Source organism: Pseudomonas sp. AK181, from assembly GCF_051122975.1.
Lineage (GTDB): Bacteria > Pseudomonadota > Gammaproteobacteria > Pseudomonadales > Pseudomonadaceae > Aquipseudomonas > Aquipseudomonas lactis.
In genome coordinates this window covers 1,546,025-1,571,384 of the sequence record NZ_CP146348.1, presented here as the reverse complement: position 1 = coordinate 1,571,384, position 25,360 = coordinate 1,546,025, and the positions used below count along the sequence as shown (strand labels likewise).

22 protein-coding genes are annotated in these 25,360 nt (G+C 61.4%); 9 read left to right on the top strand and 13 right to left on the bottom strand.

The genetic code is table 11. The annotated features are described in order from the left end of the window. Positions 1 to 28 precede the first annotated feature (28 nt). Positions 29 to 2,587: a TonB-dependent receptor gene (locus tag V8689_RS07290; RefSeq protein ID WP_056790446.1), complete on the top strand. Its 2,559-nt coding sequence runs from the start codon at positions 29 to 31 to the stop codon at positions 2,585 to 2,587. Positions 2,588 to 3,245: 658 nt separating this feature from the next. On the opposite strand, the gene V8689_RS07285 is transcribed toward V8689_RS07290, so the two are convergent. From V8689_RS07285 to V8689_RS07270, 4 genes are all read right to left on the bottom strand, one after another. After that, positions 3,246 to 4,463 (bottom strand): class I SAM-dependent methyltransferase, encoded by a 1,218-nt coding sequence (locus V8689_RS07285; RefSeq protein WP_056790444.1) that lies wholly within the window; start codon positions 4,461 to 4,463, stop codon positions 3,246 to 3,248. Between the two features lie 207 nt (positions 4,464 to 4,670). Then, positions 4,671 to 5,288 carry a TPM domain-containing protein gene (locus V8689_RS07280; protein ID WP_032893090.1) on the bottom strand — a complete coding sequence of 206 codons (618 nt, stop codon included), beginning with the start codon at positions 5,286 to 5,288 and terminating at the stop codon, positions 4,671 to 4,673. 31 nt (positions 5,289 to 5,319) lie between these two features. Beyond that, on the bottom strand, positions 5,320 to 6,048 hold the full coding sequence (locus V8689_RS07275) for a TPM domain-containing protein (protein ID WP_056790441.1): 729 nt from the start codon (positions 6,046 to 6,048) through the stop codon (positions 5,320 to 5,322). An 18-nt stretch (positions 6,049 to 6,066) separates the two neighbouring features. Next, positions 6,067 to 6,678 carry a LemA family protein gene (locus V8689_RS07270; protein ID WP_014717327.1) on the bottom strand — a complete coding sequence of 204 codons (612 nt, stop codon included), beginning with the start codon at positions 6,676 to 6,678 and terminating at the stop codon, positions 6,067 to 6,069. Positions 6,679 to 6,920: 242 nt separating this feature from the next. Between V8689_RS07270 and bglX the strand changes: the two genes are divergently transcribed. After that, entirely contained in the window at positions 6,921 to 9,212 is a 2,292-nt protein-coding gene (gene bglX / locus V8689_RS07265) for a beta-glucosidase BglX (protein ID WP_056790440.1), read from the top strand. Between the two features lie 186 nt (positions 9,213 to 9,398). Here the strand turns inward: bglX and V8689_RS07260 are convergent, their stop codons facing one another. The 6 genes from V8689_RS07260 to V8689_RS07235 form a co-directional block, all read right to left on the bottom strand. Further along, entirely contained in the window at positions 9,399 to 10,556 is a 1,158-nt protein-coding gene (locus tag V8689_RS07260) for a phospholipase D-like domain-containing protein (RefSeq protein WP_056790438.1), read from the bottom strand. 1 nt (position 10,557) lies between these two features. Continuing rightward, on the bottom strand, positions 10,558 to 11,139 hold the full coding sequence (locus V8689_RS07255; RefSeq protein WP_056790435.1) for a YceI family protein: 582 nt from the start codon (positions 11,137 to 11,139) through the stop codon (positions 10,558 to 10,560). A 172-nt stretch (positions 11,140 to 11,311) separates the two neighbouring features. After that, a complete protein-coding gene (locus V8689_RS07250) occupies positions 11,312 to 12,070 on the bottom strand; it encodes a helix-turn-helix domain-containing protein (RefSeq protein WP_056790432.1) in 759 nt (252 codons plus the stop codon). 65 nt (positions 12,071 to 12,135) lie between these two features. Beyond that, on the bottom strand, positions 12,136 to 13,578 hold the full coding sequence (locus V8689_RS07245; protein WP_056790429.1) for an amidase: 1,443 nt from the start codon (positions 13,576 to 13,578) through the stop codon (positions 12,136 to 12,138). Then, entirely contained in the window at positions 13,575 to 14,885 is a 1,311-nt protein-coding gene (locus tag V8689_RS07240) for a citrate-proton symporter (RefSeq protein WP_056790427.1), read from the bottom strand. Before V8689_RS07240 ends, V8689_RS07245 begins: the two co-directional genes overlap by 4 nt. Positions 14,886 to 15,054: 169 nt before the next feature. After that, a complete protein-coding gene (locus tag V8689_RS07235) occupies positions 15,055 to 16,233 on the bottom strand; it encodes a M20 aminoacylase family protein (RefSeq protein ID WP_056790424.1) in 1,179 nt (392 codons plus the stop codon). A gap of 435 nt (positions 16,234 to 16,668) precedes the next feature. Here V8689_RS07235 and V8689_RS07230 point away from each other — a divergent pair, with 435 nt between their 5' ends. Further along, complete coding sequence (locus V8689_RS07230; RefSeq protein WP_056790421.1) at positions 16,669 to 18,084, top strand: PAAR domain-containing protein; 1,416 nt, start codon at positions 16,669 to 16,671, stop codon at positions 18,082 to 18,084. Then, positions 18,081 to 18,470, top strand: a complete 390-nt coding sequence (locus V8689_RS07225; protein ID WP_047710264.1) for a hypothetical protein — start codon at positions 18,081 to 18,083, stop codon at positions 18,468 to 18,470. The genes V8689_RS07230 and V8689_RS07225 overlap by 4 nt, the downstream gene beginning before the upstream one ends. Positions 18,471 to 18,644: 174 nt before the next feature. Here the strand turns inward: V8689_RS07225 and V8689_RS07220 are convergent, their stop codons facing one another. Both V8689_RS07220 and V8689_RS07215 read right to left on the bottom strand, forming a co-directional pair. After that, positions 18,645 to 18,959, bottom strand: coding sequence for a hypothetical protein (locus V8689_RS07220; RefSeq protein WP_056790417.1), 315 nt, complete (start codon positions 18,957 to 18,959; stop codon positions 18,645 to 18,647). After that, a complete protein-coding gene (locus V8689_RS07215; RefSeq protein ID WP_056790416.1) occupies positions 18,956 to 20,029 on the bottom strand; it encodes a serine hydrolase domain-containing protein in 1,074 nt (357 codons plus the stop codon). The genes V8689_RS07220 and V8689_RS07215 overlap by 4 nt, the downstream gene beginning before the upstream one ends. A gap of 185 nt (positions 20,030 to 20,214) precedes the next feature. On the opposite strand from V8689_RS07215, the gene olsB reads away from it, so the two are divergent. Both olsB and V8689_RS07205 read left to right on the top strand, forming a co-directional pair. Beyond that, entirely contained in the window at positions 20,215 to 20,970 is a 756-nt protein-coding gene (gene olsB, locus V8689_RS07210) for an L-ornithine N(alpha)-acyltransferase (RefSeq protein ID WP_003189352.1), read from the top strand. Then, positions 20,970 to 21,758 carry a lysophospholipid acyltransferase family protein gene (locus tag V8689_RS07205; RefSeq protein ID WP_056790413.1) on the top strand — a complete coding sequence of 263 codons (789 nt, stop codon included), beginning with the start codon at positions 20,970 to 20,972 and terminating at the stop codon, positions 21,756 to 21,758. Before olsB ends, V8689_RS07205 begins: the two co-directional genes overlap by 1 nt. Before the next feature lie 78 nt (positions 21,759 to 21,836). Here V8689_RS07205 and V8689_RS07200 read toward each other — a convergent pair whose 3' ends face one another. Beyond that, entirely contained in the window at positions 21,837 to 22,424 is a 588-nt protein-coding gene (locus V8689_RS07200) for an ACP phosphodiesterase (RefSeq protein WP_056790411.1), read from the bottom strand. A 155-nt stretch (positions 22,425 to 22,579) separates the two neighbouring features. Here V8689_RS07200 and V8689_RS07195 point away from each other — a divergent pair, with 155 nt between their 5' ends. Genes V8689_RS07195 through V8689_RS07185 form a run of 3 tightly spaced genes read left to right on the top strand, consistent with a single transcriptional unit; the run spans position 22,580 to position 25,160 of the window. Continuing rightward, positions 22,580 to 22,891, top strand: coding sequence for an ArsR/SmtB family transcription factor (locus V8689_RS07195; RefSeq protein ID WP_003189349.1), 312 nt, complete (start codon positions 22,580 to 22,582; stop codon positions 22,889 to 22,891). 18 nt (positions 22,892 to 22,909) lie between these two features. Next, a complete protein-coding gene (locus tag V8689_RS07190) occupies positions 22,910 to 24,076 on the top strand; it encodes an MFS transporter (RefSeq protein ID WP_056790408.1) in 1,167 nt (388 codons plus the stop codon). Positions 24,077 to 24,104: 28 nt separating this feature from the next. Continuing rightward, positions 24,105 to 25,160, top strand: coding sequence for an alkene reductase (locus V8689_RS07185; RefSeq protein ID WP_056790404.1), 1,056 nt, complete (start codon positions 24,105 to 24,107; stop codon positions 25,158 to 25,160). The last annotated feature ends 200 nt before the right edge of the window (positions 25,161 to 25,360 follow it).

Genomic DNA, 25,360 nt, shown 5'->3' with positions numbered 1-25,360 from the left:
TGGCTATTTAGCCGCTCCGGGGGATTTCATGTTTCGCGCGCCTTGCCACGCTTCGCACCTGTTTCTTCGACCGACACTCATGGCTACGTGCCTGGCCTTGAGCCTCAGCGCCGAGGCCGAGTCGTTCAAGCTGCACCTGCCGGCTCAGCCGTTGGCCACGTCCCTGAGCCAGGTGGCCCAGCAGGCGAAAATCCAGCTGCTGTTCGATGAAACCCTGCTCAAGAACGTGCAGGCCCCGGCGCTTAACGGTGACTACACCCCGGAAGTAGCCATTCGCTCCCTGCTCAAAAACGGCGAACTCATCCTGCTCAAGGTCGGCAGTACCTACGTGGTGCGCCCCGATGCGGGCAAAACCACCAGCGGTGGTGCGATCCAGTTGGACACCTTGAGCGTGATCGGCACCGGCAATGAGGTGAACGCCAGCACCGTCAACCGCTCCACCCTGACCCAGGCCGACATCGACCGCTACCAGTCCAATAACATCCCCAGCCTGTTGCAGACCTTACCCGGTGTCAGCCAGGGCGGCTCGCTGAAACCCGGTGGCCAGACCATCAACATCCGTGGTTTCGGCGATGCCGAAGACGTACCGCTGACCGTTGACGGTGCCACCAAGACAGGCTTTGAGCGTTACCAGCAAGGCACGGTGTTTATCGAGCCCGAGCTGATCAAGCGCATCGAAGTGGAAAAAGGCCCCAACTCGCCGTTCACCGGCAATGGCGGCTTTGGCGGCACGGTCAACATGGTCACCAAGGACGCCCCGGACCTGCTCCAGGACGGCCGCAACAGCGGTGCGATGCTCAAATATGGTTACTCCAGCAACGACCATGAGCAGGTCTACAGCAGTGCCGTGTACGGCCGTACCGACGATGGCCGTTTCGATGCGCTGGCCTACCTGACCCAACGCGACGGCGGCGATATGAAAGTGGCCGCCAAGTTGCCCAACGACAACAATGAGTACCCGATCAACCCCCAGCGCCTGCCCAACAGCGCCCAGGATGTGGACGGCAAGCTGTTCAAGGTCAACGCGCATTTTATCGATGAGCACAGTGTCGGGCTGTCGTACTCGCGCTCCCACAGCAACCGCTGGACCCCGTTTTCCGCCGCCAGCTACCCCACGCCGCCGACCCAGTTCAACATCAACCGCTATGGCTACGAAGGCGCGTTGAAGCGTTTTCTCGCTCACCGTGACACGGTCGACACCACCTGGTCGGGCAAGTATGAATACCAGCCGCTGGACAACCCGTTGGTGGACCTGACCATCAAGTACTCCCAGTCCAACACCGAGCAGACCGATGAGCGTGACGCCACGGCGTTTTTCCAGTTGGCCACCGGTGGGCGCAAGATGGACACCGCCTACACCGACAAGCTCCTGGATATCCGCAACGTCAGCCTGTTCGACACCGGCCCTTTGCAGCATGCCGTGACGGTCGGCGGGCAAGTGCGCAAGCACACCCGCGAAACCGAAATGTGGATGCCCGGCGCCACCTACAACACGCCGCGCTACAACTACGGGCATTTCCAGCCGGGTTTCATGCCCCACGGCAAGGTCGATACCAACAGTTTCTTTATCCAGGACGCGGTGACGTTGGGCGATGTAACGATCACACCGTCCCTGCGCTATGACCACGTGCGCAACCGCGGCGAAGGCAACGATGCGCCCTACTACAACAACCCCAACCCGGCAGTGGGTCACGACTACAGCGACCGCACCTACACCGGCTGGTCGCCACGCCTGGCGCTGTTCTGGACCGTGACGCCGAATGTGGGGCTGTTCGCCAACTGGAGCCAAACCTGGCGCGCCCCGGTGATCGACGAACAATACGAAGTGCAGGGCGTGGGCAGCCGCACCGCCACCAGCGTCGACCTGGACCCGGAGCGCATTACCTCGATCACCCTGGGCAACATCACCAGCTTCGACAACCTGATCGCCCAGGACGACAACCTGCAACTGCGCACCACCCTGTTTCACAACAAGGTCGAAGACGAGATCTTCAAGGCCACCGGCGTAGGCTGCCAGAACCAGGCTGTCAACGGCGGCAGCATCGCTTCAGCGTGCCCGCCTGGGCCGATGTCCAACTACCGCAATATCGGCAGCCTGACCATCAAGGGCGTTGAGCTCGAGTCGATCTACAACTCCACCTACCTGTTTGGCTCGGTGTCGTTCGCCTATGCCAAGGGCCAGCACCAAGGCGCCTACACCAACCCTTGGGGCCCGGACGTAGCAGCGCGGGACATCCCCCCGACCAAATGGGTGCTGGTACTGGGCACCCACATCCCGGCCTGGGATGCCCAAGTGGGCTGGATGGGCCAATTCATCGGCGCCACCGACCGCCTGCCCAGCGACAAATACTCCGGCGGCCCAGGCTCCAGCATCGGCGATCTGTTCTACGACCAATACGGCAACAAGCGCTACAACACCCAGGGCCTGTTCGCCAAATGGACGCCGCAGCAGGCGTACCTCAAAGGCACCGAGGTGAACTTCACGGTAGACAACCTGTTCAACAAAAACTTCCGCCCGGCCTTGAGCGGCGACCGGGCGTACACCAAAGGGCGTGATGCGAAGATCAGCGTGACGCGGTTTTTCTAAGCACGCACGTATTCCAAATGTGGGAGCTGATAGCCATAGGTATCTACACAACACCGTAACGCTCAACGGTAACCACGATGCGAAGCGAGTCGCTCTTGATCTGCTTTTGATCTTGATCTCAAGCGCCCCGTCAAACCACGCTGGCCGAACGCAGGCTTGAATTCGTGGGTAACCCGGCAGGACGCCGGGTTAGCCGCCCCGCGCCATGGATGGCGCGTGGCGGCGGCCCACGGATTCAAGACTGCGTTCGGGCACACCGAGCCCAAGCGAGGTGCCGAGTGGTGGGGCAAGAGCGTTTTGCTTACTTTTGCGCTTTTCAAAAGTGAGCCGCCGTCAGGGCGGAACCCTAAGTGGCCGTTACCGCAGGAATGGATATGTACTCGGTATAACTGCGTCGACTGCCAGGCCGCCTTCGCGAGCAAGCCCGCACAATTTGATCGCGGGGCGTCAGCTAGATAGGTATGAGCTGGCAGGCCGTCATCGCAGGCAAGCCAGCTCCCACAGTTGGATCGTGGGGTGTCAGATAGATATGGGGCGGTTGGCAGGCCGCCATCGCAGGCAAGCCAGCTCCCACATTTGGATAGCGGGCCGCCAGGTAGATATGCGCTGGCCGCCGGGCCGTCACGGGAGCAAGCTCCCACAGCGAACCGCGCCCATTTCAGGCCAGATAGCCATCCCCGCGCAACAAGGTTTCCAGGCAATGCTCAGTGATGTGGTAGAACGCCTTGAGCTCCTGGATTTTCGCCAATAGCTGCGCGCTGTCCACAGGCTCAGCACGTTTGACCGCCAGGATCATCTTGTTTTTGTTGGTGTGTTCCAGCGAGATAAACTCGAACACCTTGGTCTCATAGCCACAGGCTTCAAGGAACAACGCACGCAGGCTGTCAGTGACCATTTCCGCCTGCTGGCCCAGGTGCAGGCCGTATTGCAGCATCGGCTTGAGCAACGCCGGGCTCTGGATCTGCAGGCGAATCTGTTTGTGGCAGCACGGCGAGCACATGATGATCGACGCACCGGAACGGATGCCGGTGTGGATCGCATAGTCGGTGGCGATGTCACAGGCGTGCAAGGCAATCATCACGTCCAGCTCACTGGGCGCCACGCTGCGTACATCGCCGCATTTGAACACCAGGCCCGGGTGCTCCAGGCGGGCGGCGGCGCTGTTGCACAGGGTGACCATGTCTTCACGCAACTCGACACCGGTGACCTCGCCCTCGGCCTTGAGGGTATTGCGCAGGTAATCGTGAATGGCGAAGGTCAGGTAGCCCTTGCCCGAGCCGAAATCGGCGACACGCACCGGGCGGTCGAGCTGCAACGGCGACGACGTCAGCGCATGGCTGAACACTTCGATGAACTTGTTGATCTGCTTCCACTTGCGCGACATCGAGGGGATCAGCGCCTGCTTGGCGTCGGTCACGCCCAGGTCGGCGAGGAACGGCCGGCTCAGGTCGAGGAAACGATTTTTCTCACGGTTATGCTCAGCCGACGGCGCCTCGCGCAGTTGCTGCGGTTTGCTTTTGAACAACGAGCTTTTGTTCTTCTTGCTGTATTCCAACTGGGCTTCGTCGGTCAGCGCCAGCAAGTGCGCGTTCTTGAACGAGTTGGGCAACAGCTCGGCAATCGCCGCCACGCCGTCGGCCACGGGAAAGTTCTTGGTGATGTCGCGGGTCTTGTAGCGATAGACGAACGACAGGCATGGCTGCTCCTTGACCACCACTGGCTTGATGATCAGCCGCTGCAGCTCGGCTTCTTCACCGACGTACTTGGCCAGCACCAGCTTGATAAACGCGTTCTGCGCCAGGCTTGTGCTCAACAGTTCGATGAACTGGGCATGATGATCCGGCGCAGGGCGGGCAGGTTGAGCGGTGACGGACATGAACAAAAACGCCTCGGATAAAGAATGCCGGGCATTTTAGGCGGGATGGGGGTTGAGGGCACGGGGTTATTTGATCAACGGTCAATCAAACCGAATAGGGATACTGCCTTGTGTGGGAGCTGGCTTGCCTGCGATGCAGGCAACTCGGTTAATCAGGCAAACCGAGGCGATGCCATCGCGGGCAAGCCCGGCTCCCACAGCAAGCGGTTATTCGAGCACGACCAGGCGATTGGGCAGCTCGTTGCGGGTTTGGGTCACCGGCACATGCACCTTGAGCAACTCGCCACAGGCTTCAACGCAGGCGATAAACCCGGCCAGCGTCTGCCCCTGTTTCACCTGCTGGGTAAACGCCTGGACAATCGCATCCCAATTGCTGTCATCCAGGCGCTTGGAAATCCCCTCATCCACCAGGATCTCCACATAACGCTCGGCCTCGCTGACAAAAATCAGCACCCCGGTGCTGCCCACCGTGTGGTGCAGGTTCTGCTCCATAAACTGCCGCCGCGCCAGGTTGGACGCACGCCAGTGGCGTACCGAACGCGGGATCAGCCGGGTGGTGACCTTGGGCAAACGGAACACCAGGCACAGCACAATGAACGTCGCCCACTGCGCCACCAGCAAGGTGTACATGGTCAGGTAACCCGACAGGTAATGCACCACGCCCGGCACCACCAACGCGATCAAGCTCGCCCACAACAACGGAATGTAAGCGTAGTCGTCGGCGCGCGCCGCCAGCACGGTGACCAACTCCGCGTCGGTGGTTTTCTCGACCCGGGCGATCGCTTCGGCGACTTGGCGCTGCTCGTGTTCAGTCAGTAATGCCATGGTTGTAGATGCTCTATTTTCGTTATTGTCATTACCAGCCGCCCGAAGCCCCGCCGCCGCCAAAGCCACCGCCGCCGCCACGGAAACCACCGCCACCGCCGCCCCCACCGCCGCCGCGTCCGCTGCTGTTGAGAATCGCCAGCAGAATGGCGCCCACCGGCAAGCCCAGGCGATTGCACAACCACAACACGCCGATCAGCAGGATAAACAGGCCGATGGAAAAACCGGGATTATCCATGGCGAAGTTCGCATCCGCCACATGGGCCGGAACCGCCAAGGGCTCACCGCCCACCACCTGGATCATCGCGGCCACGCCATCGCTGATGCCCTGGCTGAAATTGCCGGCCTTGAACTTGGGCAGGATCACCTGGTTGATGATCACCCAGGATTGCGCATCGGTCAGCACGCCTTCCAGGCCATAGCCGACTTCGATGCGCAACTGGCGGTCATCACGGGAGACGATCAACAGCGCGCCGTTGTCCTTGCCCTTCTGGCCAATGCCCCACTGGCGGCCCAATTGATAACCGTAGTCCTCAATGGGCACGCCCTGCAGGTCGGGCACGGTGACCACCACCAACTGGTCGCCCGAGGTTTGCTCCAGCGCCTGCAATTGCTGGGTCAGCTGCTCGCGCACCGCCGGGTCGATCATCTGCGCGCTGTCTACCACCCGCCCGGTCAGCGCCGGGAAGGTCAGCGCCGCCTGGGCCACGCCCACACAGGCCAACAGCCACAGCGCCAGGCCTATCCGTAATAAACGCATCGACACCTCAGTGCAGCCTTATTTGAACTTCACTTGCGGCGCTTTATCGGCATCGGCGCTGGTGGCTTCAAACGTGGCGCGGATCGGCAAGTCGCTGTACATCACGCTGTGCCACAGGCGGCCCGGGAAGGTGCGGATCTCGGTGTTGTAAGCCTGTACGGCCTGGATAAAGTCACGGCGAGACACAGCGATACGGTTCTCGGTGCCTTCAAGTTGCGATTGCAAGGCCAGGAAGTTCTGGTTGGCCTTCAGGTCCGGGTAACGCTCGGACACCACCATCAAACGGCTGAGTGCGCCGCTCAGGCCATCCTGGGCTTGCTGGAACTGCTTGAGTTTCTCGGGGTTGTCCAGGGTGCTGGCATCCACCTGGATCGAGGTGGCCTTGGCCCGCGCTTCAATCACCGCGGTGAGGGTTTCCTGTTCGTGGGCGGCATACGCCTTCACCGTTTCCACCAGGTTGGGGATCAGGTCGGCACGGCGCTGGTACTGGTTCTGCACCTGGCCCCAGGCGGCCTTGGCCTGTTCGTCCAGGGTCGGGATGTTGTTGATGCCGCAACCGCTCAGCACGCTGCTGATCAGTAACAGCGCCGCAGCCTTGAAGCCCCAGCGATAAGTGTGTGCTGCTTGCATGGTGTTTCTCCTGCCCAATCTGGATGGAATGTGACGACTAACCCTATAAACCACGCGCTTGGGGCATAATCCGCCACCACTGGAATGCTTCGAGCCAATCAGCTACAAAGATGCCCAGCGCGAAAAAGAGTTCAGAGTGTGCTGCATTTATCTGAACAACACCCGAACAACAATAGACGTTCCCCACATTTTGGCCGACAGCATCGCTTTCAATGCTGCGCAGTAGCCGAACAAGGATATTCATGAAAAAGCTGTGTTTGCTCGGCCTTGTTGCCACGCTGGCCACCCACCCCGTATGGGCAGAAACAAAGCCTGCTGCGCTTAACGACAAGGACGCCTTTGTCAGCGACCTGCTCAAGCAAATGACCCTGGATGAGAAGATCGGCCAATTGCGCCTGATCAGCATCGGCCCGGAAATGCCCCGCGAGCTGATCCGCAAGGAAATCGCCGCCGGCCGCATCGGTGGCACGTTCAACTCCATCACCCGCCCGGAAAACCGGCCGATGCAGGACGCGGCCATGCGCAGCCGCTTGAAGATCCCGATGTTCTTCGCCTACGACGTGATCCACGGCCATCGCACCATTTTCCCGATCAGCCTGGCCTTGGCTTCCAGCTGGGACATGGACGCCATCGGCCGCTCCGGGCGCATCGCCGCCCAGGAAGCCGCCGCCGACAGCCTCGACATCACGTTTGCGCCGATGGTCGATATCTCCCGCGACCCACGCTGGGGCCGCACCTCCGAAGGTTTCGGTGAAGACACCTATCTGGTGTCACGCATTGCCGAAGTCATGGTCAAGGCGTTCCAGGGCACCAGCCCCGCGAATGCCGACAGCCTTATGGCCAGCGTCAAGCACTTTGCCCTCTATGGTGCGGTGGAAGGCGGGCGCGACTACAACGTGGTCGACATGAGCCCGGTCAAGATGTACCAGGACTACCTGCCGCCCTACCACGCGGCGATCAAGGCCGGCTCCGGCGGCGTGATGGTGGCGCTCAACTCGATCAACGGCGTGCCTGCCACGGCCAACACCTGGCTGATGAACGACCTGCTGCGCAAAGACTGGGGCTTCAAGGGCTTGACCGTCAGCGACCACGGCGCGATCTTCGAGCTGATCAAGCACGGCGTGGCCAAGGATGGGCGTGAAGCCGCCAAGCTCGCGATCAAGGCCGGCATCGACATGAGCATGAACGACTCGCTGTACGGCAAGGAATTGCCTGGGTTGCTCAAGTCCGGCGAGATCCAGCAGAGCGACATCGACAACGCCGTGCGCGAAGTGCTCGGCGCCAAGTACGACATGGGCCTGTTCAAGGACCCGTACCTGCGCATCGGCAAGGCCGAGGATGACCCGGTCGACACCTACGCCGACAGCCGCCTGCACCGGGCCGAGGCCCGCGACATTGCGCGCCGCAGCCTGGTGTTGCTGAAAAACCACAACGACACCCTGCCGCTGAAAAAATCCGCGACCATTGCCCTGGTCGGCCCGCTGGCCAAGGCGCCTATCGACATGATGGGCAGTTGGGCTGCTGCCGGCAGGCCCGCGCAATCAGTGACCCTGCTCGACGGCATGAACGCCGTGATCGGCGAAAAAGGCAAAGTGATCTATGCCCGTGGCGCCAACATCACCGGCGACAAGGCGGTGCTCGACTACCTCAACTTCCTCAACTTCGATGCCCCGGAAGTGGTGGACGACCCGCTCCCTGCCCAGGTGCTGATTGATGAAGCGGTGAAGGCGGCAAACAACGCCGACGTTATCGTCGCGGCGGTGGGCGAGTCCCGTGGCATGTCCCACGAGTCGTCGAGCCGCACCGACCTGAACATCCCGCAAAGCCAGCGCGACTTGATCAAGGCCCTCAAAGCCACCGGCAAGCCGCTGGTGCTGGTGCTGATGAACGGCCGTCCGCTGTCGATTCTGGAAGAAAACCAACAGGCCGATGCGATCCTGGAAACCTGGTTCTCCGGCACCGAAGGCGGTAACGCCATTGCCGACGTGCTGTTCGGCGACTACAACCCATCGGGCAAGCTGCCGATCACCTTCCCTCGTTCCGTGGGGCAGATTCCAACCTACTACAACCACCTGACCATCGGCCGGCCATTCACCCCAGGCAAGCCGGGCAACTACACCTCGCAGTACTTCGATGACACCACCGGTCCCCTGTTTCCGTTTGGCTATGGCCTGAGCTACACCACGTTCAGCCTGTCGGACATGGCACTGTCGTCCACCACCCTGAACAAGACCGGCAAGCTCGACGCCAGCGTCACCGTGAAGAACACCGGCAAGGTAGACGGCGAAACGGTTGTGCAGTTGTATATCCAGGACGTGGCCGGCTCGATGATCCGCCCGATCAAGGAGCTGAAGAACTTCCAGAAGGTCATGCTCAAGGCCGGCGAAGCGCGCACGCTGCACTTCACCATCACCGAGGACGACCTGAAGTTCTACAACAGCCAGCTCAAGTACGCGGCCGAACCGGGTGAGTTCAATGTGCAGATCGGGTTGGACTCCCAGGACGTGCAGCAACAAACCTTCGAACTGCTGTAACTGATCGACTGATCGTTCCCACGCTCTGCGTGGGAATGCCGCTCTGGACGCTCTGCGTCCGCTGTTGTGACGCAGAGCGTCACCGTATGCGTTCCCACGCAGAGCGTGGGAACGATCCTAGCCCGCGTTATCGTTGACGTTTTTCGCGAGCAAGCTCGCTCCTACATTGGACTTGAGGTGGCCCGCCTAGCCGCGTCGATCCAGCAGGTTCACCACCAGACGATCAATCCAGCCCCACACCCGCTGCTTCACCCGCCGCCACAACGGCCGCGCCTTCCATGCCTCCAGGCTCACCGCCTGGCTCTGGGCAAAGTCCGCTTCGAAACTGCCCACCACCGCTGCCGTCAATTGCGGGTCCAGCGCTTCCAGGTTGGCTTCCAGGTTGAAGCGCAGATTCCAGTGGTCGAAATTGCACGAGCCAATGCTCACCCAATCGTCCACCAGCACCATTTTCAGGTGCAAAAAGCACGGCTGGTATTCAAAGATCTGCACCCCTGAACGCAACAAGCGCGGGTAATAACGGTGCCCGGCGTAACGCACCGACGGGTGATCGGTGCGCGGGCCGGTGAGCAACAGGCGCACGTCCACGCCGCGCCCAGCCGCCCGGCGCAAGGCACGGCGCACACTCCAGGTGGGCAGGAAGTACGGGGTCGCCAGCCAGATACGCGATTTGCTGCTGTTCAAGGCGCGTATCAATGATTGCAGAATGTCGCGGTGCTGACGCGCATCGGCATACGCAACGCGGCCCAGCCCCGGCCCGGTGGCGGGCACCTTGGGCAAGCGGGGCAAACCGAAATGGGTCGCCGGTTTCCATTCACGGCGCGCAGCGTTAGCGTGCCATTGCCGGTCGAACAGGGCCTGCCAGTCCAGCACCAATGGGCCGCTGATCTGCACCATCACTTCATGCCAGTCGGCGGTGTCTTGCCCCGGCGTCCAGAACTCGTCGGTGACACCGGTGCCGCCGACCACTGCAATGCGCTGGTCGATCAGCAGCAACTTGCGATGATCGCGATACAGGTTGCGCATCCAGCGCCGCCAGTTCAGGCGGTTGTAAAAGCGCAACTCCACGCCGGCATCGGTCAAGCGCTTGCGCAGCCCCAGGGTAAACGCCAGGCTGCCGTAATCGTCGAACAGGCAACGCACGTGCACGCCGCGTTCGGCGGCCAGCACCAGTGCCTGCACCATCGCTTCGGCGCAGGCCCCGGCTTCGACCAGATACAACTCAAGGTCAACCTGCTGCTCGGCCCGGGCGATGCCCACCAGCATCTGCGGAAAGAAATTCGGTCCGTCGATCAGCAATTCGAACTGATTGGCGCTGCGCCATGGGAACACTGCGCCGCTCATGTCAGCGCGCCGTGAAGATCAGCACCGCACCCACCGGCACTGACAAACTGATCGACTTGAGCCCCGCAGCCTTGCGCAAGGCGGCTACACCCGGTGCCAGGTCAAAATCCTCGGCATGCAATACCACAGGCTCCAGTGTCACCACTTGGAAGCGTCGATCATCCAGGCGCGTGGCCAACAGCTCGGCGCTGTAGGTCTGGGTCTTGCCGTGCAGCGTGACGCTCAAGGGCAAGCGCAATTCCAACTGCGCGCCAGACGCCAGGTCGTTGATGGGCTGCAGATTGATCTGCGCGCTGATCTGCGCTTCGGGGAAGGTCTTGATCTCGAACAGCTCTCTACGCATGCGCTCGTCGCGCAGAGGGATGCCGCTGTTGATCGACTCCAGTTCCACTTCCAACTGAGCCGCGCCTTTGGCGTCGACCTTGCCGTGCAGCACCAGGAAGCGCTGCACTTCGGCAATCTCGGTGTTTTTGGTGGTGACGAGGGACAGGCGTGAGGATTCGTTATCCAGGTACCAGTCGGCGTGGGCGGGCACTGCTGCACAGGTCAGCAGTGTGAAGACCAGAGGTTTGACGTTGAACATATGGACTCGTGGGGCAAAAAACCTGGACGAACCTTAAGCGCAATCTCACAACCGGCGCAAATTCAATGTGGGAGCTGGCTTGCCTGCGATGGCGGTGTATCAGGCAACCATTTTTCGCCTGGCAGACCGCTATCGCAGGCAAGCCAGCTCCCACAGGGTTTTGCAGTGTTTTTTAGACCAACGTTCGCTGCACTTCGCAGATCGTTTCTTCAAGGCTGCCCATATGCAAATTCAACACCCGCTCCACCGGCGCCTGATGCATCGGCCAATGCAACGCCATGCTCCCCACCAGGCGGCCATTGGCGCGCACCGGTAGCGCCACCGCCCGGATCAGGAAGGGCAAGCGCACCGGGTATTCCCAATAGCCCTCGGTACGCTGGCCGAAGCCCTGGTGCTGGGATTGCTCGCACGCACGATAGTGCTCGTCTGCCGCCACAGGATTACGGCCTGCCAGGCGCTGTACTTCTTCAGCCGGCAATTGCGTCAGGCAGGCCTTGCCCATCGCCGAGTGGAACAGGCTGGCGTACTGGCCGACGATCTGGCAGTTGTTCGGGTAAAGCTTGCGCAACACGCTGGGGATCGCACTTTCCATGACCTCCAGGCGCTCGCCATCGAAGCACGACAAATCCACCACCAGCCCGGTGCGCTCGCTGAGTTCCAGCAACCAGGGCGCGGCGCTCTCCACCACCTGGCGCTTGAAGCGCTGCTGGGTGTCGCCGAACAAGCGCCGGGCACGCAGGCGGTAACGCCGATCACTCAGGCCCCGATAGACCCAGCCCTGCTCCTGCAAGGTCAGCAACATGCGCGACACCGTGGCCTTGGGCAAGCACGTGAGGTAGTGCAGCTCTTCCAGCCCCAGGGCCTGGTGCTCGCCCAGCAACTCGACGATTGCCAGTGCGCGCTCAACCGAGCGTACGGTGCCTGTCTCCATGTTCGATCTCCCTGTTGCCGGTGGATGATCTTTTTTTCACAGCAAGATACAGGCCCGGTTACCGCTCAGCGGGTCGTTGCAAGGCACGCCGGCGGCCGGCGTTGTACCCATTGGGTCAGTTGCTCATGAGCATAGGCCAATTGCAGCACGGCCCTGTCGGCCTGGGCCGGGCCAATGATTTGCAGGCCCATGGGCAAGCCCTGGGGGTTGAAGCCCACCGGAATGCTCATGCTCGGCAAACCGGCGAGGGTCGGGCCGATCACCACTTCCATCCAGCGGTGATAAGTGTCCATTTCACGCCCGCCGACGAGGCGTGGCCAAGGCTGTTGTGCATCGAAAGGGAACACCTGGGCCGTGGGCAACAGCAGAAAATCGTAACGTTCAAACAACTTGGCCAGGGCGCGGTACCACTCACTGCGGTCCACCGACGCCTGGTACACCTGCTGGGCACTCAAGCCCTGGCCACCCTCCACTTCCCATTGGGCTTCGGGTTTGAGCAGTGCACGCTTTTGCGGGTTGGCGTAGGCCGCGCCGAGGTTGCCGTGCACCAGCCAATGGCGATGAACCAACCAGCAGCGCCACAGGCGCGCCATGGAAAAGTCCGGTTGGCAGCTGTGCACTTCACAGCCCAACCTGGCGAAATCATCCAGCGCCGCTTCGCACAGGCTCATCACGCCATCCTCCAGCGGCAGATAACCGTTGTAGTCCCCCAGCCAACCGAGGCGTGCGCCCTTGAAGTCGCGCTGCAACGGCTGGCCCAGCACCACCGGATCGGCCTGGGAGGACAGCGGCGTGCGGGGGTCGTAACCGGCCTGGATGCTCAGCAACCGCGCCACATCCGTCACGCTGCGCCCCATCGGGCCTTCGGTGCCCAGTTGCTGCACGAACAGCTCTGGCATCGGCCCGTGGGGCACCCGCCCTTGGGAGGGGCGCAAGCCGAACACGTTGTTGAACGCCGCCGGGTTGCGCAGCGAGCCCATCATGTCGCTGCCGTCGGCCACCGGCAGCATACGCAGCGCCAAAGCCACCGCCGCCCCGCCACTGCTGCCGCCCGCTGCCAGGCGCGGGTCATAGGCATTGCCGGTGGTGCCGAACAGCGTGTTGTAGGTGTGGGAGCCCAGGCCGAACTCCGGCACGTTGGTCTTGCCGATGATGATCGCGCCACTGGCCCGCACCCGCGCCACGCTGATGGCATCTTCAGTCGGCACATGCTCGGCAAACAACGGCGAGCCCAGGGTGGTGCGTAAACCCTGGGTGGCCGCCAGGTCCTTGATGGCCTGGGGCATGCCATGCATCCAGCCACGGGAGTGGCCTTGATCCAACTCACGATCACAGGCCCGCGCCTCAGCCAGCACCGTCTCGCTGTCGCGCAACGACACCAGCGCATTCACGCCGGGGTTAAAGCGCTGGATCTGCGTCAGGTATGCCTGCATCACCTCTTCGCACGACACCTGCCGCCCATGAATGGCTCGCGACAGCTCACTGGCATCCCAATCAACAATACTCAAGGCTTCACCTCTCTGGAAAACGGCAGCGGCTTACTCGCACGCGGTGCCTCGCGCATGCAATAAGTGCCCAGCAGCGTCAGCACGCACGCAAACAATACATAAAACGACGGCGCCACCGGCGTGCCCAGCACCCTGCTCAGCCAGGTCACGATCAACGGCGCGAAACCACCGAATACCATCACCGCCACGTTATAGGCCACCGACACGCCGGTGGAGCGCACCTCAATGGGGAACTGCTCGGCCAATGCCGTCGGCGCTGGCCCGAAGAACCCGCCAATCGCGGTGCACAACATCACCTGCATCACCAACAAACGCTCGATGGACGGCGCGTCGGCCACCCACACATACAAGGGGTAAACCATCACGAAGAACGCCAGGGTGAAGGCCATCAACACCGGCCGCCGCCCCAACCGATCCGAGAGCAGGCCGGAAAAGGGGATCACCACGGTCATCAGCGCCACCGCAAACATCTGCACCATCAGCACCTGGTCCAGCGGCAGGCCGAGGTTCTTGTGGGCGAAGGTCGGCATGTTCACCAGCACCACATAAAACGACACCGTCGCGCCGCACGCCAGGCCCATCGACACCAAGATACTGCGCCGATGCTCACGCAGCACTTGCATCAGGCTCGGCGCTGGGCCGGTGGCTTGCTTGCGCGCTTCGATGAATTCTTCCGGGTCTTCCATGTGCCGGCGAATCCACAACCCCACCGGGCCGATCAACAAGCCCAGCACAAACGGCAGGCGCCAGCCCCACAGGTCGAGGGTCTCGGGCGAAAAGAAATGCGTGACCAACGCCACCATCGCCGCCCCGCCGAACACCGCCAGGCATTGCCCTACCAATTGCCAGGAGCCATACAAGCCCTTGCGATGGGCCGGCGCGCTCTCCACCAAAAATGCCGTGGCACTCGCATACTCACCGCCGGTAGCAAAACCCTGGAGCATGCGCGCCACCACGATCAGCAACGGCGCGCCCATGCCGATGGCGGCATAGTTCGGCGCGAAGGCGATCAGCGCGATAGACACGGTCATCAGCCGGATAATCAACTGCATCGCCGCCTTGCGGCCTTTGCGGTCGGAGTAGATACCCAACAGGATGCCGCCCACCGGGCGCATGAAAAAGCCCACGCCGAAGGTGGCCAGCGCCATCAGCAGCGAGGCGTATTCGTCCTCCGAGGGGAAGAACTGCCGGGCGATGATGCTGGCCAGAAAGCCGTAGACGATAAAGTCATACCACTCCAACGCGTTGCCGATCACCGCGGCCACCACTTGGCGGGTGCGCGAGACACCAGGTTTTGCAGTCTGCATGAGGAACACTCCATTCAACCGATCAGGGAAAGGGTCCAGCGGCAGAAAAAGACGTTGCTGTAGGAGCGAGCTTGCTCGCGAAGGGCGTTAACGCTGACGCAGCGCTTTCAGGGAGCCCGTGTCGCCTGTGGGTTTTTCGCGAGCAAGCTCGCTCCTACAAGGGTTCGAGTTAGCCGGCTGGCTTGAGCCAGCTCTCGGCCAGCGCGCCCCAATAGGCCGCGCCGGTCAGCAGGATGTCGTCGTTGAAGTCATAGGCGGGGTTGTGCACCATCGGCCGCGACACGCCGTTGCCGATAAACAGGTAACTGCCGGGGCAGCGTTGCAGCATCCAGGCGAAGTCTTCACTGCCCATCAGCATGCGGGTATTGCCATCCACGGCGTCGGCACCGAGCAAGGCCACGCCGACCTGGCGGGCGAACTCGGTTTCTTCGGCGTGGTTGACCAGCACCGGGTAGGCCGGGCGGTGTTCGATCTGCACCGTGCAGCCGAAGCTCGCGGCCTGGGTCTGGATGATCGCGTTGACCCGTTCCAGCATCTGTTCACGCACCTTGGGGTTGAGCGCACGCAGGCTCAGGCGCAGCAGGGCTTGCTGGGGAATCACGTTGGCGGCTTGCCCCGCTTGCAAGGCGCCGACCGTGACCACGGCGGCTTCCTGGGTGTCGATATTGCGCGCCACCACCGTCTGCAGGGCCATGACCATGCTGGCCGCCGCCACCAGCGGGTCCACGGTCAAATGCGGCATCGAGCCGTGGCCACCTACGCCTTCAAGCGTCACGGTAAGCAGATCCTGAGAGGCCATCATCGGCCCCACTCTCAAGCCCAGATGCCCCGCCGGCAAGCCCGGCATATTGTGCATGCCGAACAACCCCTCACAGGGAAAACGCTCCAGTAAGCCGTCCGCCAGCATCGCCTCGGCGCCGCCCTGGCCTTCTTCGGCGGGTTGGAAAATCAGGTTCAAAGTGCCGTGAAATTTCCGCGTCGCCGCCAAGTAACGCGCGGCGCCGAGCAACATGGTGGTGTGGCCGTCATGGCCGCAGGCATGCATGCAGCCGGCATGCTGGCTGGTATAGGCCGCACCGGTGTTTTCGATGATGGGCAAAGCGTCCATATCGGCGCGAATCCCCAACGTGCGCGAGCTGTTGCCATTGCGCAGCACGCCGACTACACCGGTCTTGCCGATGCCGGTGTGCACCTCGTAACCCCACTCTTTAAGTGACTGTGCGACCAACGCTGAGGTGCGGTTCTCTTCAAAGCCGAGTTCGGGATGGGCGTGGATATCGTGACGCACAGCGTGCAAGTCGCTGGCAACGTCGCTGAGCCAATCCAGGATGTGCTGGTGCGGGCGCATGGTGATTCTCCTCACAGGCGGGTGGTCCCGTTCTTGTTGGCGACACATCGACAGCTAAGCGCGATGTGGGCGTGAGGACAATCAAAGGTGGTTCCACTCTGTGGAACCTCAGGGCTGGCTCTTTTTCCGGGAACCATGCAGAGGACCCAATGTGGGAGCTGGCTTGCCTGCGATGGCGGCGGGTCAGCTAAACATTTGTAACTACCCCACCGCTAACGGGAGCAAGCTCCCTCGCCACAACTGGCGCCGCAGGCCTATCAGACTTATACGACGAAACTCCCGGAATCGTCCGACTTTACCCTAAGTAAATCCCTCTCCAGAGTTTGGCTTGCTGCTGACTTTCCCTTACTCGTTTACCTCGATTGAAATGCGTCACGCGTATCGAGGCGGGGAGGAAAGCACGGCCAAACACCATATGGATAAAGGGTAAAAACAATGAGTGAAGGGCACTTTGTTGGTCTAGGTGACAAAACTACATGCGGCGGTAAGATTCTCGACGGTGACGCCAGGGTAAATATTCACGGTGTTCTCCACGCGCGTGAAGGCGACCGAGTGACGTGCGGGAAACATGCAGGGACTTACCAGATCCTAGGCGGCATTTCCCATATTCAAAGTCATGGGAAACGTGTCGCTGGCACGCTGGACAGCTTCAGCAGTTGCCCCTGTCGAGCTCGCCTGATTCCCTCAGTGTACTCGGCCACCTACGTAAACCAGAGCGCCCCATCACCCATGGGTCAGAGAGTTGCTCCATCGAATGTATACGCTGTAAACGGCAGCCCTGCAGCACCGCATCAATCTGGTTTCGTGCCGTCCGCTCATACAGTGCCAACAGTATTCAACGGTGCGCACGGCCAGGAGCCTGGTTTCTATATCGTTCCCCAAAGCATGACCCGCGAAGCGCTGGAAGCCACACTTTTTCCAACGCTCGACCCGGCGGTAATGCGCAAGTTTCAAGCACTGAATCCGGATACGAGCCACGTCAAAGCCGGCTCGTTGATCGTTCTCAGCGATCCGAACAACACCTCCTGCACCCATCAGGAGGCGCAGCTGATGCAGGCTGCACAACACGTCGATGCCTCCCTGAATGCATTGACGCCGGAGGAGGCGGACTTTCTGTATCGCCACGGTGCCGAAATCGCCAATTTCATAGGCCACACCTCAACCTGGCTCGGCGTCAGCGCTGTGGTGATGGAAACGCACATGAACAACCTACGCGACACTCTCCAAGCCATCGAGCGCCTGCATCAACAAAATTATCGCCAGCACGGTCACCTTAAATCGCCCCAGTTCTTCGCGGATCGACAGCGTCTTATGAACCAGTTGGATGCCCATCTGTTGAACTCCACTCGACTGCGTGGCCAAACCACCCTGGGCGACCACCCAAAGTTGAAAACGGCCCTCGGCATTTCCAGTCGCAGCTTGGTGCATCATTGGGACAAAGCCGGTACGCCAGGGCAGATTCCGGGTTATTCCGCCCACGTGGAAGCGACCAGCCGCGCTACCAGATACATGAAGGCGGGCGGTTACATCGCGATTGGGATTGGCGGAGTATCTTCGCTGACGGCTATTGAGCAGGTGTGTAACGGCGAATCTGGACCAGCTTGTGAAAAGGTCAAGTTTACTGAAGGCGGAAAATTTGGGCTTTCTACTGCCCTCGGCGTTGCAGGTGGCGCGATGGCTAGTTCTGCCAGTGGTCCGATCTGCCTGGCGATTGGCGTAGCCACTGGAGGTATCGGAGGTGTTGTATGCATCGCAGCTATAGTAGGGACAGGCGCATGGATGGGGACGACTGTTGGTAGTATGACTGGCGAAGCTATCGGAGAAAAAATTTACGAAATGACTCAACCATGACCAGTATCGACACTTGGCCTCCCTGGGCTGCAATCTTTGTTTTGGGGGCCCCAGGTCTGCTCGCAGTTGCCGGGATTGCTCATAGTTTGCACCTGAGCCACCGTCATCTGGACGCATTAAAGGAGGCTTTGAAAAACAGTCGGTATATCTACCTATGGGGAGATAGCCTGGGAAAACGGGGCTTGATTTGGTCACTCTTGGAAATATCAAAAATCGCGGGGATGGTCGTGTGGCCGAGGGCTTATGTTCTTACCGGTGATGTAAATCCTGCTGATATCGAAACATTTCCAGCTCGTCTGAAACGGCGTCTGATCGTCAATATGACGCTGATGTTCACGTCATTCACATGGGGGGTAGTTGCCGCCATGCTTGTGAAGTTCAGGTAGCTCAAACGGGCCTCAGCCGAGGTCCGACATCAGAAAAAAAACAGCGCCGTTGCGTCCGCCAGCGCATATCCCCTGTGGGAGCGGGCTTGCTCGCGAATGCGCAATACCAGCCAATACATGTGTTGACTGACCCACCGCATTCGCGAGCAAGCCCACACAGGGGTGATGGGGGTGTCAGGGAGTCAGGCGGCAGCCTTGGCGGTTGCCCATCCATCGCGCTGTATGCGTACGCCCCAAGCCGCTCGCCGTGACTTCACTGCGCTCAGGCGTGTCGATAAATGCACTGGTCGGCACGTACTGCTTCACATACCCGAGGCAATACTGCGCCGGGTTGTTGGCCACATACCGGCACGAGCAGTACTCCTTGGCGGTGTACGCCGCGATGATGTCGGGGAAGGCTTGCAGGTTGACGCGCTCGTGCCAAACCCAGCCGAACAATGCGAAAAGCAACACCAGTAAAACGCTGATGAACGGATGACGACGGATCATGAGCGCACCGCCGCCAGCACGCGTTTGAGCAGTTCGTTATGCCGGTAACTGCCATCGCGATCATCGCCGTAGCGCACGATCACCAGATGTTCATCAGGCAGCACAAACAGCGCCTGGCCCCAGTGCCCCAGCGCGGCGAAGGCGGTGGCCGGTGCGTCGGGCCAAGGTCGGGGGGCGCCGGTGTTGAGCCACCAATGGCCGCCCGGCACGGCTTCATCCTGGCCGGCTTTGTAGTGGTCGAAGGGCCTGCGGTTGAAGGCGACCCAGTCTTTGGGCAGCAGTTGCCGCTCGCCCCAGCGCCCATCCCGCGCCATCAGTAGCCCTACTCGTGCCAGATCCCGGGCCGTGAGGTAGGCATAGGACGACGCGACAAACGTCTCATCAGCATCGGTTTCCCAGGTTGCGTCGCGAATGCCCAGGGGCTGGAACAGCGCGTCCCACGGGTAGGTCATGTAGGCCTTGTGGCCGAGCATGCCCTTGAGCGCGGCGGACAGGATATTGCTGTCGCCACTGGAATAACGGAAAGCCTGGCCAGGGGCGGCGACCGCATCGGTATCCGCTGCGAATTGCGCCATGTCGGTGTGGCCACGGGTGTAGAGCATCGCCACCACCGAAGATTTCAACGGGGCGTATTCGTAGTCTTCCTGCCAATCCAACCCCGAGGCCCAGTGCAGCAGGTCGGCCATGCTCACCTTGGGATGCCGCTTCATCGGTGGGTAGAAACGTGCGGCGGGGTCGCTGAGTTTGAAGCGGCCTTGCCCATAGGCCACGCCCAGCACGGTAGCCATCAGGCTTTTGCTGACGGACCAAGTGAGGTGCGGCGTGCTGGCAGTGGTGGGCGCGGCGTAGCGTTCATAAATGATTTGGCCGTCACGAATGACCAGCAACGCATCGGTGCGAATACCGGTGCGGGTGGCATCGTCGCGGGGTGGGAAAGCGTAGGCGTCCAGGGCATCGACAGCGGGACCGGCGAGGGCTGTGCCCAGGGCCCACTCGTTATCAGGCCAGATTTCAGCGCGGGCATTAAGGGTGACAAACAGCAGGGCAACGCACAACAGGCCTCGGACCATGGACGCAAACTCAAGGGGGGCATTCAAGCCCGCGAGCCTAGCCCACGCCAGTGACAGATTTGCGACAAGGGGGCTGTCATCCAACCGTCACCTTAACTTCATGGAGCTGACACCGAGGCTACATAGCCTGACTTTGGACAACAAAGTCGACTGGCCGCAACCTGGCCGGCACCCGGAGACTCGCTATGACTCAGATCGCCCGCATCAGCGACAAAGGCAATGAACGCCGTCTGCAAGCCGAACGCCTGGTAGGCGCACAGGCATTGCAGGAAGCCCAGGCCCTGCGGTTCAACGTGTTCAGCGGCGAATTCAACGCCAAGCTGAAAGGCGCGGAACTAGGTCTGGACATGGATGACTATGATGTTCACTGCAGCCATATCGGCGTGCGGGATTTGAACAGCGGCCGACTCGTCGCCACCACCCGCCTGCTCGACCACCAGGCCGCCAGCACCCTGGGCCGGTTCTACAGTGAAGAAGAATTCAGCCTGCATGGCCTGCTGCACTTGCAGGGCCCGATCCTGGAGATCGGCCGTACCTGCGTCGACCCGGCCTACCGCAACGGCGGCACCATCGCGGTGCTCTGGGGCGAGTTGGCCGAGGTGCTCAACCAGGGCGGCTACAGCTACCTTATGGGCTGCGCGAGCATCCCGATGCACGATGGCGGCATCCAGGCCCACGCGATCATGCAGCGCTTGCGCGAGCGCTACCTGTGCAACGAACACCTGCGCGCCGAACCGAAAAAACCGCTGCCGGCCTTGGACCTGCCGTCCAACGTCATCGCCGAAATGCCACCGCTGCTCAAGGCCTACATGCGCCTGGGCGCGAAGATCTGCGGCGAGCCGTGCTGGGATGAAGACTTCCAGGTGGCCGACGTGTTTATCCTGCTCAAGCGCGACGAGTTGTGCCCGCGCTACGCGCGCCACTTCAAGGCGGCCATGTGATGAACCGCCTGCGCATTTACGGGCGCATCGCCCGCGTGCTGTTGGTGGTGGGGCTGGGGTTGAGCATGGCCAGTGTGTTCGGCCTGTTCGAGCGCCTGGGGGTGGCTAACTCGATGGTGCGGCGCCAGCGTTGGTCGCGCTTTTTTATGGCGCGACTGACCAACGCCCTGCCCTTTCGCGTGACGGTGCATGGGGAGTTGCCGCAAACGCCGATGCTGTGGGTGAGCAATCACGTGTCCTGGACGGATATCCCATTGCTGGGCATGGTGGCGCCGATGTCGTTTTTGTCCAAGGCCGAGGTGCGTACCTGGCCGGTGGCGGGCTGGCTGGCGGCCAAGGCGGGCAGCCTGTTTATTCGTCGCGGTTCAGGTGACAGCCAGTTGATCCGCAAGCAGATGACCCGTCATCTGGAGCAACAGCATCCCTTGCTGATGTTCCCCGAAGGCACCACCACCGACGGGCGCGGCCTGCGCACGTTTCATGGGCGCTTGCTGGCCAGCGCGATCGATGCGGATGTGTCATTGCAGCCGGTAGCGATTCGTTATCTGCGCGACGGCCAAGTCGACCCGCTGGCGCCCTTTATTGGCGATGATGATTTGCTCTCGCACCTGATGCGCTTGTTTTCCAATGACCGCGGCGATGTGGAGATTCATGTGCTCAAGCCGATTGCCTGCGCCGGGCAGGAACGTGCGGCATTGGCGTATCAGGCGCAGCAGGCGGTGCAGAAGGCGTTGTTTGGTGAAGCGGCGCGACCGGTCGAACCACGCGGCACCTTGATTGCCGCCTGAACACGATTATCTGTAGGAGCGAGCTTGCTCGCGAAAAACTCAGAAGCGCCGCGTTCATTCAGGAAGCCCGCGTTATCGTTAGCGATTTTCGCGAGCAAGCTCGCTCCTACAGAAGGCCTGCAAGATGGGGTAGAACTCACTGAAGTCCCGACTCAGCGGCTCATACAAAACCCGCAACTCCTGCATCGCATACCCTAGCTCCTCGGGCTGTGTCAGCCGCCGCGAAATCCCCCGCAGCACCTGGTCCATCACCGCAAAATCGCGGTATGAGCCCAACCAGTCATCCGCTGCCATATACGGCGCTATCTGCGCCAGCCGCCCCGGCAACGCGGGTTCGGCCGCCAACACCCGGTACACCTGCGACGTGAAACGCTCCAGGGGCTGGTCGGCATACAACGCCCAATCCCGCGCCAGGCAATGGTCAAAAAACACATCGAGGACGATGCCGGCATAGCGCCTGCGGGTCTGGCTGAAGCGTGACAACGCCGCCCCCACCAAGGGGTGGCTATCGGTGAACCGGTCGATGGAGCGATGCAGCTGGATCGCCGCTTCGATTTGCGGGCTGAACTGGCCCTGCAGGCGGCCTTTGACGAAATCGCCATAGAGGCTGCCCAGCAATTGCGCCGGAAGTTGGCCGCCCAGGTGCAGATGTGCGAGATAATTCATGCCGCGCAGTCTACCACTGCCACCTACATATCGTTATAACCCGATATACCGATTCGCTTTGACCTCAGATCAAAATCATATTGGTATATCGGGATATGACGATTTAAAGTTCGCCTCATCGCGATATAACGCTTTACCACACCGAGCACCCTGCCATGTCCATCGACCTCGACGAAATAATAAAAGCCCTGGCGCACCCAGTACGACGAGACATCCTCACCTGGCTCAAAGACCCGAAAGTGCAGTTCCCCGAGCAATTGCACAACCACGAGTACGGCATCTGCGCCGGGCAGATCGACCAGCGCTGCGGCTTGTCCCAGTCGACCGTGTCGGCCCACCTGGCCACCTTGCAACGGGCGGGGTTGATCAGCAGCCAGAAGGCCGGGCAGTGGCACTTTTTCAAGCGCAACGAGGAAGTGATCCAAGCCTTTCTCACGGCGCTCATCACCGAACTCAGCGCACCGTAATCACCAAGGACACGCCCCATGCCCCTCTCGCTACTCATACTGGCCCTGAGCGCCTTCGCCATCGGCACCACCGAGTTCGTCATCATGGGCCTGCTGCCCGATGTGGCGGCGGACCTGGGTGTGTCGATTCCCGGCGCCGGCTGGCTGGTCACCGGCTACGCCCTGGGCGTGGCCATCGGCGCACCGTTCATGGCACTGGCCACCGCCAAGCTGCCACGCAAGGCGGCGCTGGTAGCGTTGATGGGTGTTTTCATTATCGGCAACCTGCTCTGCGCTCTGGCAAGCGACTACAACGTGCTGATGTTTGCCCGTGTGGTCACGGCGTTGTGCCACGGTGCCTTCTTCGGGATTGGTTCGGTGGTGGCGGCCAACCTGGTGCCGGCCAACAAGCGTGCTTCGGCGGTGGCGCTGATGTTCACCGGATTGACCCTGGCCAACGTGCTGGGCGTGCCCCTGGGTACGGCGCTGGGCCAGGAAGCCGGCTGGCGCTCGACCTTCTGGGCCGTGACCGTGATTGGCGTGATCGCCTTGGTCGGCCTTATTCGCTTTTTGCCCGCCAAGCGTGACGAAGAAAAACTCGATATGCGCGCCGAACTAGCCGCCCTCAAGGGTGCCGGTATCTGGTTGTCGCTGAGCATGACCGCGCTGTTTGCTGCGTCCATGTTCACCCTCTTTACCTATGTCGCACCGCTGCTCGGCGATGTCACTGGCGTGTCGCCCAAAGGCGTGACCTGGACCCTGCTGCTGATCGGCCTGGGCCTCACCGTGGGCAACATCATCGGCGGCAAACTGGCAGACAAGCGCCTGGCGGCCACCTTAATCGGCGTGTTCATCAGCATGGCGGTGGTGTCCACGCTGCTGAGCTGGACCAGCGTTGCGGTGATCCCAACCGAGATCACCCTGTTCCTGTGGGCCACCGCCTCGTTCGCCGCCGTGCCGGCGCTGCAAATCAACGTGGTGACCTTCGGCAAGGCCGCGCCGAACCTGGTATCCACCTTGAACATCGGTGCCTTCAACATTGGCAACGCCCTCGGCGCCTGGGTCGGCGGCAGCGTAATTGCCCACGGCTTCGGCCTGACCAGCGTGCCGCTGGCGGCCGCCGCACTGGCGATTCTCGCGCTGCTGGTGACCCTCATCACTTTCCGTCAGGGCGGCAATGCCGACCTGGCCCCCGCGACCCACTGATCAACTTAAAAGAGAAGGTGTTTTTTCCATGACGACTATTTTCGATCCGATCACACTGGGCGACGTGCAGCTGTCGAACCGCATCATCATGGCGCCGCTGACCCGCTGCCGCGCAGATGCCGGGCGCGTGCCCAATGCGCTGATGGCCGAGTACTACGTGCAGCGCGCCTCCGCGGGGCTGATTCTCAGCGAAGCCACTTCCGTGACGCCCATGGGCGTGGGCTACCCGGACACCCCCGGCATCTGGTCCAACGATCAGGTGCGCGGCTGGGCCAACATCACCAAGGCCGTGCATGGCGCGGGCGGCAAGATCTTCCTGCAGTTGTGGCACGTTGGCCGTATTTCCCACGAGTCCTACCTGAACGGCGAAACCCCGGTGGCTCCGAGTGCGGTCCAGGCTAAAGGCCACGTCAGCCTGGTTCGCCCATTGGCCGACTACCCAACCCCGCGCGCCCTGGAAACCGCTGAAGTCGCCGACATCGTCGACGCCTACCGCACCGGCGCCGAGAACGCCAAGGCCGCCGGTTTCGACGGCGTGGAAATCCACGGCGCCAACGGCTACCTGCTCGACCAGTTCCTGCAAAGCAGCACCAACCAGCGCACCGATCAGTACGGTGGCTCTTTGGAAAACCGTGCGCGCCTGTTGCTGGAAGTCACCGACGCCGCCATCGAAGTCTGGGGCGCTGGCCGCGTGGGCGTACACCTGGCACCGCGTGCTGACGCCCATGACATGGGCGACGACAACCTCGCCGAGAACTTCACCTACGTCGCCAGCGAACTGGGCAAGCGCGGAATCGCGTTCATCTGCTCCCGCGAAAAGGAAGGCGCAGACAGCCTTGGCCCACAGCTGAAAAAAGCCTTCGGCGGTGCGTACATCGCCAACGAACGCTTCACCAAAGACAGCGCCAATGCCTGGCTGGCGGCGGGCAAGGCGGACGCAGTGGCCTTCGGTATTCCCTTCATCGCCAACCCGGACCTGCCGGCGCGGCTCAAGGCTGATGCACCGTTGAACGAGCCGCACCCGGAAACCTTCTATGGCAAAGGCCCGGTGGGTTACATCGACTACCCGACGCTGCCGATCTAACCTAACCCGCAAACCCAATACTGTAGGAGCGAGCTTGCTCGCGAAAAACTAACAGGCGCCGCGCTCACTCAGGAAGCACGCGTTATCGTTAACGTTTTTCGCGAGCAAGCTCGCTCCTACAGTGTCAGGGGCCCCCACATTTGTGCCCCGTTGGAAACATCGCTTCACAGAACGGCAACAATATCGCTACAAAATACTTA

What these genes read in the sequence shown, in the direction of transcription:
- V8689_RS07290 (WP_056790446.1), top strand. Translation starts at nt 29, where the DNA reads ATGTTTCGCGCGCCTTGCCACGCTTCGCACCTGTTTCTTCGACCGACA.
- V8689_RS07195 (WP_003189349.1), top strand. Translation starts at nt 22,580, where the DNA reads ATGTCCATCGACCTCGACGAAATAATAAAAGCCCTGGCGCACCCAGTA.
- olsB (WP_003189352.1), top strand. Translation starts at nt 20,215, where the DNA reads ATGACTCAGATCGCCCGCATCAGCGACAAAGGCAATGAACGCCGTCTG.
- V8689_RS07220 (WP_056790417.1), bottom strand. Translation starts at nt 18,959, where the DNA reads ATGATCCGTCGTCATCCGTTCATCAGCGTTTTACTGGTGTTGCTTTTC.
- V8689_RS07240 (WP_056790427.1), bottom strand. Translation starts at nt 14,885, where the DNA reads ATGCAGACTGCAAAACCTGGTGTCTCGCGCACCCGCCAAGTGGTGGCC.
- V8689_RS07260 (WP_056790438.1), bottom strand. Translation starts at nt 10,556, where the DNA reads ATGAGCGGCGCAGTGTTCCCATGGCGCAGCGCCAATCAGTTCGAATTG.
- V8689_RS07185 (WP_056790404.1), top strand. Translation starts at nt 24,105, where the DNA reads ATGACGACTATTTTCGATCCGATCACACTGGGCGACGTGCAGCTGTCG.
- V8689_RS07225 (WP_047710264.1), top strand. Translation starts at nt 18,081, where the DNA reads ATGACCAGTATCGACACTTGGCCTCCCTGGGCTGCAATCTTTGTTTTG.
- V8689_RS07235 (WP_056790424.1), bottom strand. Translation starts at nt 16,233, where the DNA reads ATGCGCCCGCACCAGCACATCCTGGATTGGCTCAGCGACGTTGCCAGC.
- V8689_RS07205 (WP_056790413.1), top strand. Translation starts at nt 20,970, where the DNA reads ATGAACCGCCTGCGCATTTACGGGCGCATCGCCCGCGTGCTGTTGGTG.
- bglX (WP_056790440.1), top strand. Translation starts at nt 6,921, where the DNA reads ATGAAAAAGCTGTGTTTGCTCGGCCTTGTTGCCACGCTGGCCACCCAC.
- V8689_RS07250 (WP_056790432.1), bottom strand. Translation starts at nt 12,070, where the DNA reads ATGGAGACAGGCACCGTACGCTCGGTTGAGCGCGCACTGGCAATCGTC.
- V8689_RS07190 (WP_056790408.1), top strand. Translation starts at nt 22,910, where the DNA reads ATGCCCCTCTCGCTACTCATACTGGCCCTGAGCGCCTTCGCCATCGGC.
- V8689_RS07215 (WP_056790416.1), bottom strand. Translation starts at nt 20,029, where the DNA reads ATGGTCCGAGGCCTGTTGTGCGTTGCCCTGCTGTTTGTCACCCTTAAT.
- V8689_RS07280 (WP_032893090.1), bottom strand. Translation starts at nt 5,288, where the DNA reads ATGGCATTACTGACTGAACACGAGCAGCGCCAAGTCGCCGAAGCGATC.
- V8689_RS07285 (WP_056790444.1), bottom strand. Translation starts at nt 4,463, where the DNA reads ATGTCCGTCACCGCTCAACCTGCCCGCCCTGCGCCGGATCATCATGCC.
- V8689_RS07275 (WP_056790441.1), bottom strand. Translation starts at nt 6,048, where the DNA reads ATGCGTTTATTACGGATAGGCCTGGCGCTGTGGCTGTTGGCCTGTGTG.
- V8689_RS07200 (WP_056790411.1), bottom strand. Translation starts at nt 22,424, where the DNA reads ATGAATTATCTCGCACATCTGCACCTGGGCGGCCAACTTCCGGCGCAA.
- V8689_RS07270 (WP_014717327.1), bottom strand. Translation starts at nt 6,678, where the DNA reads ATGCAAGCAGCACACACTTATCGCTGGGGCTTCAAGGCTGCGGCGCTG.
- V8689_RS07255 (WP_056790435.1), bottom strand. Translation starts at nt 11,139, where the DNA reads ATGTTCAACGTCAAACCTCTGGTCTTCACACTGCTGACCTGTGCAGCA.
- V8689_RS07230 (WP_056790421.1), top strand. Translation starts at nt 16,669, where the DNA reads ATGAGTGAAGGGCACTTTGTTGGTCTAGGTGACAAAACTACATGCGGC.